16 protein-coding genes are annotated in these 13,481 nt (G+C 41.4%); 10 read left to right on the forward strand and 6 right to left on the reverse strand.

The window, feature by feature from the left end; genetic code table 11:
* Window positions 1–13 precede the first annotated feature (13 nt).
* The 3 genes from NST07_RS14790 (at window position 14) to NST07_RS14800 (ending at window position 2,655) form a co-directional block, all read left to right on the forward strand.
* Entirely contained in the window at window positions 14–748 is a 735-nt protein-coding gene (locus NST07_RS14790; protein ID WP_342481808.1) for a LuxR C-terminal-related transcriptional regulator, read from the forward strand.
* A gap of 93 nt (window positions 749–841) precedes the next feature.
* Window positions 842–1,486 carry a hypothetical protein gene (locus tag NST07_RS14795; RefSeq protein WP_341092697.1) on the forward strand — a complete coding sequence of 215 codons (645 nt, stop codon included), beginning with the start codon at window positions 842–844 and terminating at the stop codon, window positions 1,484–1,486.
* Between the two features lie 242 nt (window positions 1,487–1,728).
* Window positions 1,729–2,655 (forward strand): hypothetical protein, encoded by a 927-nt coding sequence (locus NST07_RS14800; RefSeq protein WP_341092699.1) that lies wholly within the window; start codon window positions 1,729–1,731, stop codon window positions 2,653–2,655.
* A gap of 1 nt (window position 2,656) precedes the next feature.
* Here the strand turns inward: NST07_RS14800 and NST07_RS14805 are convergent, their stop codons facing one another.
* Window positions 2,657–3,103 carry a hypothetical protein gene (locus NST07_RS14805; RefSeq protein ID WP_342481809.1) on the reverse strand — a complete coding sequence of 149 codons (447 nt, stop codon included), beginning with the start codon at window positions 3,101–3,103 and terminating at the stop codon, window positions 2,657–2,659.
* A gap of 129 nt (window positions 3,104–3,232) precedes the next feature.
* On the opposite strand from NST07_RS14805, the gene NST07_RS14810 reads away from it, so the two are divergent.
* The 6 genes from NST07_RS14810 to NST07_RS14835 all read left to right on the forward strand — a co-directional run bounded on the left by NST07_RS14810 (window position 3,233) and on the right by NST07_RS14835 (window position 8,069).
* A complete protein-coding gene (locus tag NST07_RS14810; RefSeq protein ID WP_342481810.1) occupies window positions 3,233–3,739 on the forward strand; it encodes a hypothetical protein in 507 nt (168 codons plus the stop codon).
* A 267-nt stretch (window positions 3,740–4,006) separates the two neighbouring features.
* Entirely contained in the window at window positions 4,007–5,365 is a 1,359-nt protein-coding gene (locus NST07_RS14815; RefSeq protein ID WP_341092704.1) for a hypothetical protein, read from the forward strand.
* Complete coding sequence (locus NST07_RS14820) at window positions 5,358–5,993, forward strand: hypothetical protein (protein ID WP_341092705.1); 636 nt, start codon at window positions 5,358–5,360, stop codon at window positions 5,991–5,993. Before NST07_RS14815 ends, NST07_RS14820 begins: the two co-directional genes overlap by 8 nt.
* Window positions 5,994–6,085: 92 nt before the next feature.
* The gene (locus tag NST07_RS14825; protein WP_341092706.1) at window positions 6,086–6,667 is read left to right on the forward strand and encodes a hypothetical protein; all 582 of its coding nucleotides are present in this window, start codon (window positions 6,086–6,088) and stop codon (window positions 6,665–6,667) included.
* A gap of 92 nt (window positions 6,668–6,759) precedes the next feature.
* Window positions 6,760–7,392, forward strand: a complete 633-nt coding sequence (locus tag NST07_RS14830; RefSeq protein WP_341092708.1) for a hypothetical protein — start codon at window positions 6,760–6,762, stop codon at window positions 7,390–7,392.
* Window positions 7,393–7,487: 95 nt separating this feature from the next.
* Complete coding sequence (locus NST07_RS14835) at window positions 7,488–8,069, forward strand: hypothetical protein (RefSeq protein WP_341092709.1); 582 nt, start codon at window positions 7,488–7,490, stop codon at window positions 8,067–8,069.
* 151 nt (window positions 8,070–8,220) lie between these two features.
* On the opposite strand, the gene NST07_RS14840 is transcribed toward NST07_RS14835, so the two are convergent.
* The 5 genes from NST07_RS14840 to NST07_RS14860 all read right to left on the reverse strand — a co-directional run bounded on the left by NST07_RS14840 (window position 8,221) and on the right by NST07_RS14860 (window position 12,243).
* Entirely contained in the window at window positions 8,221–8,862 is a 642-nt protein-coding gene (locus NST07_RS14840; RefSeq protein WP_341092711.1) for an ABC-2 transporter permease, read from the reverse strand.
* Between the two features lies 1 nt (window position 8,863).
* A complete protein-coding gene (locus NST07_RS14845) occupies window positions 8,864–9,727 on the reverse strand; it encodes an ABC transporter ATP-binding protein (RefSeq protein WP_341092712.1) in 864 nt (287 codons plus the stop codon).
* Window positions 9,724–10,104, reverse strand: a complete 381-nt coding sequence (locus tag NST07_RS14850) for a GntR family transcriptional regulator (protein WP_341092715.1) — start codon at window positions 10,102–10,104, stop codon at window positions 9,724–9,726. Before NST07_RS14850 ends, NST07_RS14845 begins: the two co-directional genes overlap by 4 nt.
* A 356-nt stretch (window positions 10,105–10,460) precedes the next feature.
* A complete protein-coding gene (locus NST07_RS14855; RefSeq protein WP_341092717.1) occupies window positions 10,461–10,925 on the reverse strand; it encodes a hypothetical protein in 465 nt (154 codons plus the stop codon).
* A 235-nt stretch (window positions 10,926–11,160) separates the two neighbouring features.
* Window positions 11,161–12,243 carry a YiiG family protein gene (locus NST07_RS14860; protein WP_342481811.1) on the reverse strand — a complete coding sequence of 361 codons (1,083 nt, stop codon included), beginning with the start codon at window positions 12,241–12,243 and terminating at the stop codon, window positions 11,161–11,163.
* A gap of 477 nt (window positions 12,244–12,720) precedes the next feature.
* Between NST07_RS14860 and NST07_RS14865 the strand changes: the two genes are divergently transcribed.
* Window positions 12,721–13,476 carry an N-acetylmuramoyl-L-alanine amidase gene (locus tag NST07_RS14865; protein WP_341092719.1) on the forward strand — a complete coding sequence of 252 codons (756 nt, stop codon included), beginning with the start codon at window positions 12,721–12,723 and terminating at the stop codon, window positions 13,474–13,476.
* Window positions 13,477–13,481: the final 5 nt, after the last annotated feature.

Consider the following 13,481-nt stretch of genomic DNA (forward strand, 5'->3'; position numbering starts at 1 on the left):
GAGAAATATAGTAATGATTAATATCATCGATACATCTGGCAGACTTGGAAAAGAAGGCTGCTTGCTATCGAATACGCAGCAATTTATCCGGAAAAGTGCACCGAATCAACTATTAATTGAAGTTTTCCAGGACTGTATATTCAATATTAAAGAACATCTTTCCGGCACTTTTTTATTTCTTCTTACGGATGAAGAGGGAGTTCTGCTCGCGATGGATTACAGCCCTAACTTGGAGAGAACAGTGAGCAGGTCGCCTATTCACTTAGGAATGCTTTTTACAGAGGATCATTGTGGTGTAAATGCAATATCAGAGGCCATTGCCCAAGGCTGTCCTGTGTATTTACCGCCTGAAGATCATGAGAACCCTTTTTTTAAAGATTGGCATTGTTTTTCGATTCCTTTAATTGTTAATGAAGAAATTGTTGGTTATCTCGATGTCTCCACGATTAATTCGGATATGAAAAGTGAATTGATCGCGATTGCCAAGCTGATTCCGGCAGATATGTTGATCAATTACCAGGACCAGCTTGTAAATCAGGCCGCTGAACAGCTTTCAGCACAACTAAGTGAACGTCAATTAAACGTACTTGAACTGATTTCTCAAGGACTGACAGGAAAAGCGATTGCTTCAGAATTAAAAATCAAAGAGTGTACAGTGAATCATCATAAGAAAATTATTTTTGATAAATTGGATGTTCGATCCAGCTCAGAAGCTGTTTCTGTCGCGACCCGGATGTCATTGTTTTAGCACTTCCCTATAGTTTTATATAGTGGGAAATGATGGGGCAACATGCTAAAATTATCTGGTGTTTAAAAAAGAGAGAGACATCAGGAGGGTATAATGAAGAAAAAAGTTGGATTATTATCAATGGTAATGGTTTTAATGCTGATGATGGTTACGGCATGCGGGGGGAAAGATAAAGAAGTAAGCTTAGGTGTGACTGAAAGTGGTACATATAAGAATGATTACTTTGGTGTGTCCCTTAACTTCCCAAAAGAATGGGTTTTCCAGAACAAAGATGAGATGATAGAGACTATGGAGGCTGGCTTGGAAATTGTTGCCGGTGATAATGCAGACAAGAAGAAAAAGTTGGATCTGGCAAAAACCAAAACACTTAACCTGTTGATGGCTTCCAAATTTTCGTTAGACTCAGGTAAAGTCGGACCTTCCATTGTCTCTGTTGCCGAGAAGTTAAGCATGCTCCAAGGTATTAAGGACGGTAAGGACTATCTGGAAGCTTATATAAAGCAGGCGAAGGCAAGCCAGCTGCCGTATGAATTTGCAGAAATCACGACGGTAAAAGTCGGTGGCAAAGATATGGACATGTTGAAAGGTACCATTGATAACGGAGACTTGGGAGTAGTCACACAAGAATATTACAGCACATTAATTGAAGGCTATTCATTCAACTTTATTCTTACATACGTAGATGATGCGTCGAAGGCTGAAACGGATAAGATTTTGGAATCTGTTTCGTTTAAATAATAGGCTGGCCTATAAGTCCAAACTGTAATAAAACACAGAGCAGCGATTCTCCTGTTACCGGAGAACTGCTGCTCTGTGTTTTTTGGGTCATTAGCGGCTTGAAATGGAGGGAATGACATCTCTTTATTGGCGAGAGAGCTGCTATAATGACGTGGAGGAATACTTGAAAAAATTTGGACGACGTATATAAACTGGGTTTTCCTGAGAGCAGATTGGCATTTATTATGAGAGGGGACAATCAGATGGTTACATTGAATCATGCGGCGTGGAGCCGGTTATCCGGGCCTGAAAAACAACAAATGCTGCAGGAACGGCTGCCGAAAGGCTTCTCGTTCTGTCGGCTGGAGCGCTTTGAACGTTATGGGCAGAGTTTGGAAACGGGAGTGTGCGCCTATGAAGGGGTCGAATTTGTATTTGTTCCCGGCAACGAGGTAACCTTGGGCTGGGACGGATGGTCCGGGGAGCCGGACAGTACAGCCTCCAGGGTTATGGAAGAAAGTTTTGCGCTAATCAGGGTGGCGTCCGAGAAGGTGGAGGAGAGGCTGCGCGGAATAATGACTCCAGTCAGAAACGCTGTCATCCAGCCGATGTTGGTAGAACGTAATACCCAGTCTGTTGGCTGGACAGAAGTGACTGCCCGGGAGCTGGATGCAGAGAAACACGCCGAGCTGTTCGAGCGGTTGGATACGTTCAAGAACAATTCTAACGGAAACCGCGAATACTATCCTTCCTATCGTCTGGATCGTGATGGTGAACAGATCCGCATCTATCTGTTCAATGAAAGTGAGGATTTCGAGGATTGGGCCGATTACACATTGAAGCGGGAATTTGACATTCCGACTGAAGACGAATGGGAGTATTTGTATGGCGCTGGCTGCCGGACCTTGTTCCCATGGGGAGACGGAATGAACGATTCCATGCATCTTGAGCTGCCGAATGCTTTCGGGCTTTACTTTCTGGGAGATCCATATCAGAAGGAGCTGACCAGGACTGGAGACGGTGGGTCGATTGGCAAAGGAGGCGACGGTATGGTTATTCACAGCGGCGGTCCGGGCGAGTTTTTCAGTTATTTGACAACGGCTGTATATTACCATGACCATCATGAAGACGAACAGGAATGGATGGATTGGCTCGATCAGCTGCATTACCGGCGGATTGTGAGGCTGTAGTCTATACCTGGTAGATTTTAAGCTCCTGTTGAAATATTCTGTCTCCATAACGGAGGGTAAGGGGATATTGCTCAGGTCTTGTCAGCTTATAAAGTACAGACTGGCCTTCATGGTAAAAGACTTTGTGTTCGCACTCATCATACAGTTTTCGGGACAACTGCTGAATCAGCTTATGATTATGGGTAGCACGCCATCCGAACTGTACCATGCCCAGCTGGTCTATCGGATCTTGATAGGTGTCCAGGATAATGTAAGTTCCAGGTTGATCCTTATGGACATATTTAAGCACATGACCAGTATGGACAGGCTGTTCCAGAGCATATTCATAGATGTCATGGAAAGGGATTGTAATGTCCAGAGCGTCCATGATGTTCTGAAAGTTAGGATGTACCAAATATTCTGCCGCATCTTCATCCGGCCAATAAGCCAGTTCAGATAAAGGTGCCATTATTAAAAATTGTTGCTCCAAGCTGCTTCCTCCTTTTATTTCATAGTACCTTCAAGTGTAAGAGAACAAGGTTTGCTTGTAAAGGGAGGGGGCGTACTGCAGAGGCATTAATTACTCAGGGGAGGAAATATGATGAACCTAACTAATTTGTCAAAAAAAGAACGCGGGAGCCTGGCGATTGACTTTACGGAGGCCGAGCAGAAGGTTGGATTTCCATTATGCGAGGGCATAAAAAGCTTGTATACTCGCTCATTTGGGGAGATGGACAGCAGTGTTTTAAATCTCAGAGAGAAAGTCCATATCAAACCGCAAGGAACTCGCTGGGATACTTGGTTTTCGTTCAACAATTGTGAAGGAAACTGCGAGGTCATGTTGAGTATGCCCGGCTCGGAAAAAGAGCTTGCGGATTTTATTGCATACGGGTTTCGTGAATGGACCGGCGGCAATGATTTTGGCAAACGGATGATGATCGGTTCCTTGTTTGTCAACATCGGCGATATTTGTATCCTCCTTAATAATGACACAGGCAAGGTTGAGTGGATTGATTGCGGTTACGGTTATTTTGACACTTATGACGAAAATCCAAACGGTGTTCTAGCGGATTCGATTGAAGGATTTTTGGGGTTTTTCGAGTGAGAGGTAGAGTTTATCAAGCGATTCAAGCGAAACTAAATAGCCAGTCGCCACTTCCGGCGACTGGCTTCTTTGACTTGTAAGGTGTTTTGATCCCAGTCTCACAAACGGGGGGCTTTCCCATTGCTGTGGAAGAATTTTATTGTTTATATGGAATATAATGAAAAAATATTTTATAACCGATATACATAATAAAGGAAAAAATGGTTCTTATGTCTTGAGGATATAATTGGAAAACTGGCGAATCGAGGTGGATGGATGGGACTTTCCATGAGAATTGAAGGGCTGGATACGGAAGACAACATCATTGAATTGTATGAAGAATCGTTAGTATCTACCGAATATCTACACAATACTATTGGGAATGCGATGGCAAGGACCGGGGATACGGGGTATGTCCTAAGAATAGTCGGAAGAATAGAACCTTCCCTTAAGAGTGAACAGCGGACTACTCAAAAAAGTATTTTGGAACTCACCAAATGGGCGTATTTACCCTATGCTCCCGAAGCGGACTTTTACCGGAAGGTGTCTATTGTCTATGAGAAAGGAGAACAGATTGTACGTGAATTAAACTTTACCAAAGCTTATGTACTTAATTATGAAGAGAATTATGACAACCACACCGGTACAGGCAGCTTCCACTTAACCTTAGGGCAAAAACGGGGTGAACAGGGCAAGATCAATTTTGGTGAGCAAGAACAGGCAGACGCTGCAAAAGTGTTTACTCCACTATTACCTAACGCATTTCCTCCGAAGCCCCCGGCTTATTATGATCTCCTGAAGATAAGGATACCCGAACCTGTGGATGCAACCTCGGGAGCCGCACCTACGAGAAAAGAGCTTATTGAAGCCTTGTTCATTAAGAAGATGGGGACCTTTTCCGGGATGGCAGATCATGATACATATCTTAAAGAAGTGATTAAACGATATATGAAGGGCACACCTATTGCGCAGGAAGTATTTTTGAAGTATGTGGAAGATGACTCAATGAAAGAACTCACGGGTGTTGATGATGGTTCTTATTATCGTGATTCCAAGGAGAAAGTTTTTCTGAATATTAGAGGTGATTTTACTGATAAAGGTACAGGTGTAGTTTTCTTTCATGAGTATGGCCATTACATTGATCATGCTGCGGGCGATTTATCCGATGATAAGACCTTCCGGGAGAATTTAAGAGCTGATTTTAAAAATATAATGGAATCTCGTGCGAATGCAATGTATTTAAGCGAGCTGGATCCTAAACTAATATCGAAGCTAGGCAATACAAAAATAAGACTCGAAGACATTATGAATCCGGATTATTGGAATGGGAAGGAGAAATCATTAATTGATTACAAGAAATTATACGAGAAAATAAGTAAGGAATTAATGCCCAATAGCCTTTCTGCGGTATCCGATCTTTATAGTGGATTAAGTATAGTAAAGGTAAATAAGAATACCAAGAGAATCCTGGGGAAATGGCAGCATCCTGTGAAATATTGGACAGAAAATCCTGATAAAATATATATAGAAGCTCTTGCTCATTGTTATGAAGCTCAATTTGATCCAACTAGGCGCGCTAATTTTAGGAAGTATTTCCCAACTGCCTATAAGAGATTCGAAGAATTACTGGAGGGAGCTCATGACTAAGAGAAAATGGAAGCTTTGTGGAGTAATTGTATTCATCGTCTTAATTACAACTGGCGGTTGGTTATGGTATAGCCACTCCAGGCCGGAAGTTCGTTTATCTGGGGAAGCGGCAGAACGTAAGAAATTAGAGGAATCGCTAAGAGCGAAGGAAAAGCAGGTGGATTTTTATTTTCATGAAGTGAATGAATTGATACACGAATTGAATCAGGATAAATTAAGAGATGATCTTACAAAAGGAGGAGAAGAAATGAGCATAGACGGGCGATTGGTATGGGATATGTTGGAATCAGAGGAATATAAGAATATTTTGGAAGAATATAGTGAACATTATGGTGTTCTAAGTGAACATAAGATCCCTAAGACAGAGACAATAGAAGGTCTGCACTATAAGGTTAAGGAAAGTAGTGATTATGGCTATAATTTGTTACCCAAGTATTATGGCTGGACTGAAGCTGTGAATAATATAGATACGAAAGAGTTTCGAGATTTAAACACCCTTTACAATGAACATTTTGATGATGGTATTCCTACCGAGATGATCTTCGGAACTATGGAAGAGTTAATCGATATAGTGAATAGAAGTGTGAAAGAAGGCAGGGATTTGCTGCCAGAGTATTATCGGTACTAAAGTAGGATGAGACCGTATTTCCGTAACTTTAGCTGGAGATACGGTCTTATTATTATTCTACAAGAGATTCGGAGAGTTACTGGAGGGAGCTCATGACTAAGAGAAAATGGAAGTATTGTGGAATAATTGTGTTCATCGTCTTAATAACAACCAGCGGTTGGTTATGGTATAGCCACTCCAGGCAGGAAGTTCGTTTATCTGGGGAAGCGGCTGAACGTAAGGAACTGGAGGAATCATTAAGAGCGAAGGATAAACAGATAGATTTTTATTTTCGTAAAGTGAATGAATTGATACATACGTCGAAAGATCAATTGGTGTGGGATATGCTGGATACGGAAGAATACAAGGAGATTCTAGAAGAATATAATAAACAGTACGGCTACATGGACGAGGACGGCATACCCAAAACTGAAACTCTTGGAGGATACCGATACAAGGTACGAGAAAGCATTGCTGAGGGTTATAATCTGTTACCCAAGTATTATGGCTGGACCAACGTCTTGATGAGTTTGGATACGAAAGAGTTTCGAGATCTGAACACCCTATATGATGAACATTTTGGAGAGGGTATACCTACCGAGCAGATATACGGAACGATGGAAGAGTTAATCGATATAGTGAATAAAAGTGTAAAAGAAGGCCGGAATTTACTGCCGGAGTATTATGGACTCTAAAAAGCAGGTAAGACCGTATTTCCGTAACTTTAGCTGGAAATACGGTTTTATTTTATTCTATAAGAGATTGAAAGAGTTGCTGGAGGGCGTGCATGACCAAGAGGAAATGGAAGTATTGTGGAATAATTGTGTTCATCGTCTTAATAACAACTAGCGGTTGGTTATGGTATAGCCACTCCAGGCAGGAAGTTCGTTTATCTGGAGAAGCGGCTGAACGTAAGGAACTGGAGGAATCGTTAAGAGCGAAAGATAAACAGATCGATTTTTATTTTCATGAAGTGAATGAATTGATACACGAGTTGAATCAGAAAAAATTAAGAGATGATCTTACAAAAGGAAAAGACATGAGCATAGACGACCAATTGGTATGGGATATGTTGGAATCAGAGGAATACAAGAATATTTTGGAAGAGTATAGTGAGTATTATGGCGTTCTAGATGAATTGAATATCCCTGAGACAGAGACAATAGAAGGGCTGCGCTATAAAGTTAAGGAAAGTATTGATTATGGATATGATTTGTTACCCAAGTATTATGGTTGGTCTAGAGCAGTGATGAATATAGATACGAAAGAGTTTCGAGATTTGAACACCCTATACAATGAACATTTTGGTGATGTTATTCCTACAGCGGTGATCTCCGGAACGATGGAAGAGTTAATCGATATAGTGAATAGAAGTGTGAAAGAAGGCAGGGATCTGCTGCCAGAGTATTATCGATATTAAAGCAGCGCATGACCATATTTCCGTGATTTTTGCTGGAAGTGTGGTTTTATTTTTATTCTTCTATAAGAGATTTGAAGAGTTACTGGAGGGAGCTCATGACCAAGAGGAAATGGAAGTATTGTGGAATAATTGTGTTCATTGTATTAATTACAAGCAGCGGTTGGTTATGGTATAGCCACTCCAGGCAGGAAGTTCGTTTATCTGGGGAAGCGGCTGAACGTAAGGAACTGGAGGAATCATTAAGAGCGAAGGACAAACAGATAGATTTTTATTTTCGTAAAGTGAATGAATTGATACAGACATCGGAAGATCAATTGGTGTGGGATATGCTGGATTCGAAAGAATACAAGGAGATTCTAGAAGAATATAATAAACATTACGGTTACATGCATGAGATAGACATTCCCAAAACTGAAACTCTTGGAGGATACCGATACAAGGTACGAGAAAGCATTACTGAGGGTTATAATCTGTTACCCAAGTATTATGGCTGGACCAACGCCTTAATGAGTTTGGCTACGAAAGAGTTTCGAGATCTGAATACCCTATACAAAGAAAACTTTGGTGAGGGTATTCCTACAGAGGAAATCTACGGAACGACGGAAGAGTTAATCGATATAGTGAACAAAAGTGTGAAAGAAGGCCGGAATCTGTTGCCGGAGTATTATCGGTACTAAAGCAGCATAAGACCGTATTTCCGCGATTTTAGTTGAAGTGCGGTTTTATTTCCATCACAACGAGCCCGCGTACTACGCGAGCTCGTTATACCGATAAATATAATGGTTAAAAAACTTATATAAATTCCAGCAAACAAGCTTATCGAAAGAATTAAAATTCCTTATTCCTATGTATCTGTACCGATAGGAGATAAGATGCCACAAACATTACAACCGCAACAATTAAAGAGGCAATTCCTACCTCGCTGCCATTAAAATTTACATTATCCCATACCATTCTTAGAAGAACCCACACCACAATTCGGATAACCACTGACAAGCCTGACGACACAAAAATCATCATCTCACTTTTCTCAACTCCGAATCTTAAAATAACCGGATATAAAATGGAAATTGTTGAAATAGAGAGTGACAGGCCCATAGTATACCCAGATGACAAATTCAAATAACTAGTAGTATCTAAATCTCTTAAATAGAAAAGAACCGGAGTAAACAAGCTGATTGCAGTACCCATTAATATCAACATGATAAATGAAATGTATTTGGCATTGATAATAGTTTTCCTTTTTATTGGCAAGGTAATTTCTATCCTACTCCATTTAGATGCTTCATCGATCTGCAGAGAAGAACCTACATTCACAGGGAAAACCATAATCTGTGCAGCAATGACCGCATTAAGTACAGACGTATCGCCTGCCACAAAAGAAACAAACAACAAACATAAAGCTATTCCAAAGGATGTCTTTATGTTGTTCTGCATGGAATAAAAATTGTTCAACAGTAACCCTTGCACGTTATTCCTCCCCCTTTACCAGGAGCAGCATAATTTCATCAATAGATACATTATCAACAATAATACCGTCATATTTTCGCTCGAACTCTTTTTTATCTTTTACAAGAACGTCTGTTTGAAAATTCTTTACTCTGTACGCAAGTCTATCGGCTTTATCAATACGATTGAACTGATCTATTTTGCAGCGGGCCACTCCGTATCCATAAATCAAATCATCTTTCTTCGCAGTAAGGATAATTTTTCCTTGATGAATAAAGGTTATAAAATCAGCGATTTTTTCCAAGTCACTTGTGATATGGGAAGACATAAGGATTGAATGGCTTTCATCCTCCACGAACTCCAGAAAAACCTCCAAAATTTCTTCTCTGGTAATGGGGTCTAAACCGGAAGTTGCCTCATCTAAAATAAGTAACTTGGGATGATGTGATAATGCGACTGCAATAGCAAGCTTCATTGTCATTCCTCGTGAAAATTCCTTGATCTTTCTATCCATAGGAAGGTCAAACTTACTCGTGATATTTAAAAAGAAACCCTGATTCCATTGTTTGTAAATTCCGCCCATAACCTTTGCAAGTTTATTGGGTGTCACAACACCTGAAAAACTCGCAGCATCAAAGACAACTCCTATGTCTTCACGAATTCCTATGTCTTTGTCTGTCATAACCTGACCCAGAATTTTAATAGTTCCACTATCTTTTTTAACTGTGTTCAATATGGATTTAATGGTCGTTGTTTTTCCAGCTCCATTTTCACCAACAAATCCCATAATTGTTCCACAAGGAATAGAGAACGAAACATTATCTAAATGAAAATCAGAATTAGAATAGGTTTTAGTTAGTCCTGCTATTTCTAGACTATGATTCATTTTTTATCCTCCGCATAAAAGACAGTCAGCATTTCTACCATCTTTTCCAATTTAATTCCGCTCGTTCGGGCAATTTCAGCTGCAATAGTTAAGTGCTCTTCAATTTTCTTCTGTTGCTCTTCTTGAAAGACATCTTTATTGGAGGCAGATACGAAACTTCCACGTCCAACAGTTGTTTCAATGAATCCATCCCGCAGCAAATCTTCATACGCCTTTTGGACAGTAATGACACTGACTTGAATAGATTTTGCTAACGACCGCATGGAGGGAATAGGGTCTCCCGCTTGCAGTTCTCCACTCATAATCATTGTTTTTATTTGCGAGGTTATCTGTTCATAAATGGGCTTATTCCTATTACTGCTAATAATAATTTCCAAAAAAGTCCTCCTTTCCGCGAACAGTGTACTTAATGTACCAGTACAATATAACTGATCTGCTTGCTTTTGTAAATATTCCCTGTGTAGGAAGGTGTAAGTTTAAGTGGTCCCGAAGTAAGTCTCCTTGCTTCCAGAAGCTGTAGCTTAATAAATAATTATCGGGTTGATGCTTGTAGGATAACGTAGCTAATGAAGGGAGGGGGCCTTGTGAGTTTTGGTGGCGAGTGAAGTCACATCAGTCTCAATCAACTCGTGTAACCAGCGCTGTGACGCAGAGCCGAACGGCTCTGCCGTGCGGAATATCGGCGTGGAGTGTCTTCTGGCTGATTATGGCTAAATAACACTGGTAGCCAGTGTCACAGGTCGTAGGATTTGAGTTGCTGTTCAAAGACGGTATTGTAGTGGAAAGTTCGCGAATATGGGCCTTTTCTCAGTATATGGTAGAGTACACTCTGACCTTCCTCGTAGCGAACGGCATATTCGCATTCATCATAGAAGTGCCTGGACAACTGCCGTATAGTCTCCCCTCTGTTCACGGTGCTCCAGCCAAACTGTATCATATCAAGTTGGTCCAACGGGTCTCGATAGGTATTCAGGACAATGCATTCCGAGGGTTGTTCCTGATTGCGGAATACCAGCATATCGCCAGTATGTACAGGATTGCTGAAGTAGTGTTCATGAATCTCCTCCACAGGAACGGTTATACCAAGTTCATTCAAGATCGCCTGGAAATTCGGGTGTGTCACATAGTTATCATCCCACTCATCGGGATAAAACACCAAATCGCTGATCGAAGCTGTAATCCAAAATTCAATATTCATTCTGTATGCCTCCGTACTCGAACTCAAGGGATAAATTACTTGGAGATCATTATAACACCAAATAGATAGGGGGATTATAGGGTGAATGAAACAGAGAGCGCGAAAGCACAGCAAATGGAACAACTGTCCGTTCACGGAGTGTCTTCTTCATCAAGCCTAACGTTGATCCTACTAACATAAGGGCTGATCCAAGTAGCCATTTCATGGCTTTGGGTCAGCCCCTGCATAGAGTAGCTTACTGCAATTGGTTGTATTCTGCGATTAATTCACTTAAAGACTTGCTGAATTTCTCGGGTGTGCCTGACTGATTTTCGCGGAAGAAAGAGCTTTTCAAATAAAAATCTTCTACACGCTGCTTCTTGTTGACACGTTCGATAATTTCAGCACCTGAAACTTTGACTTTCTTGGCTGCATCAACATATCTTTCGAGCGAGTGGCTAGAGAATCCTTCCGATACGACTCTTGTCTCGTCTGCCGCATATTCCATCAGCAGCTTGAGATCTTCCGTCAGAACAGCGTATTTCGCTTTGAATTTCGCCATATCCAGCTTCAGAATGTTGTCCGCCAGAATTCCCTGGTCATCCATCTCCGTTGCCAGGCCTTCCGCATCCAGTAAAAAGAGCATCACGGTGTAATTCAGATCCTGACCGTTATCCTTGTATTCTTGAAGACTGTTTCTTGTGCGTTCATCCTCCATCTCGCCAAGCAGCGAGAAAAACTCGCTCGAAGCTTCTTCATAGGCAGCCTCTGCCTTGACAATTCGGGTATGCATCGTCTTGCTTCCGGCAAACTGATCATCGACATAGCCTTTGATCTCGTAATACTCATGCGCTTCAGCCAGTGCGGCAAGCAGTTCTGTCAGGATTGGCTCCAGCAGGCTGACCTGGGCGTCCAGTTTCCCGAAGCTTGGCTTGTCGGTAGCGGCGGCGAACGCAGTCTGCATGGCCTTCTCACCGGATTCGCTTAGAGAGAGCATTGTGGCGCTGAAATACTTGTCAATCACCGGCTTGGCCTCATAACCGAACTCTTCAAAATAATCATTCAGCACATCCTGGAGCCGTCCTGTCATTGCGTTGTTCAGGTCTACATAGGCATTGTATTTGGCCAATTCCTGGGCCTCGAGTTCTAACTTGGCGGCTTTCTCGTCGATGGCCTCAGTGGGGGCAGGCGCTGAGCTTGAAGCTTGCGCGGTTTCCACGGCTGCCTTGGAGTTGTTGCCATTCGCACCTGTTTCATGTTCGGACTTGCTCATTGAACAGGAAGTCATTAGGGTGCTAATAAGTACTAAAGATGCAATCAGTGTAACATGGGACTTCACGATTATTATCCTCCAAATCTCTCAAAACAGTTAATATTATGTATTAAACATAATATATTCTTCGGCTGCTAATCCCTGAAAGTGAATATTTGAAAGAAACCTACTTTAGTGTTCCCGGTGATAGAGTCGGATTCGGGGAGAGAATAATTCTCATTTTTTTGAATTGAAGCACAGTTTATTTATGGATATACGCATGATCAAGGATTTATCAAACGTCAGATTAGAAACCATTTTTCTTGTTCATAAGTAGTTTTGACTTCATTGAAAATTTACATTTGTGCAGAATATGAAGGGATATTTTGTATGATGTCGAATTATGTATTACGGTATAACTATTAAATAATAATACCACTAAGTTTAGATTAAAATGGGAGAATAAGGAAAGGAGGTACTAAGTCCCACCTGTTGCGGATGTTCCATTACGGAGTCAACAAATTATATAGTGGTGATCCTTGGCCTAACTGATAGGAGTTAAAAATGCGCGCGAAATTGAATGCAATCCTCTTAGCTATTATGATTTTATTAACGTCAGGCAGCCTTCCAAATACAGTAGAGGCGAAAACAGCAGATGTAACATCATTAGCCAGTACAATGGGAAAGACGGTTATCTGCATAGATGCGGGACACCAGAGTAAAGGTAATAACTCTAAAGAGCCCGTAGCGCCAGGAAGCAAAACGGTTAAACCAAAGGTGTCAAGCGGTACGCAGGGCATAGCTACTGGTAAAACCGAATACAAACTTACACTGGAAGTGGCGTTGAAATTGGAGCAAGCCCTTCAGAAGGATTACAAGGTGGTAATGATTCGCCGCACTAATAATGTGGATATATCAAACAGCGAGCGTGCCATTAGATGTAATCAGGCAGGTGCCGATATGACCCTTAGACTACACGCAGATGGGAGCGTTAATCGCGAGATTCAAGGCATGTCCTTTCTCTATCCTTCTACTGAGATCCCATCTACGAAGAAGATTGCATCGCAAAGTTTGGAGATCACCAAGGTTCTGTCTAAAGCGGTGCTGAAAGAAACGCAGGCGGCATCGCGCGGATTAATTCCTAGGAGTGATCTTACCGGGTTCAACTGGTCAACCGTACCGGTTGTGCTTATCGAAATGGGATTCATGACGAATCGTAAAGAAGACATGAAGTTAAGTGAGGATGAATATCAGGACAAGATTGTTCAAGGAATTAAAAAAGGTCTGGATTCGTATTATAAAGTTGCTGCGAAGAATTAAACTCT

This window comes from Paenibacillus sp. FSL L8-0340 (genome assembly GCF_038593145.1).
Lineage (GTDB): Bacteria > Bacillota > Bacilli > Paenibacillales > Paenibacillaceae > Paenibacillus_AQ.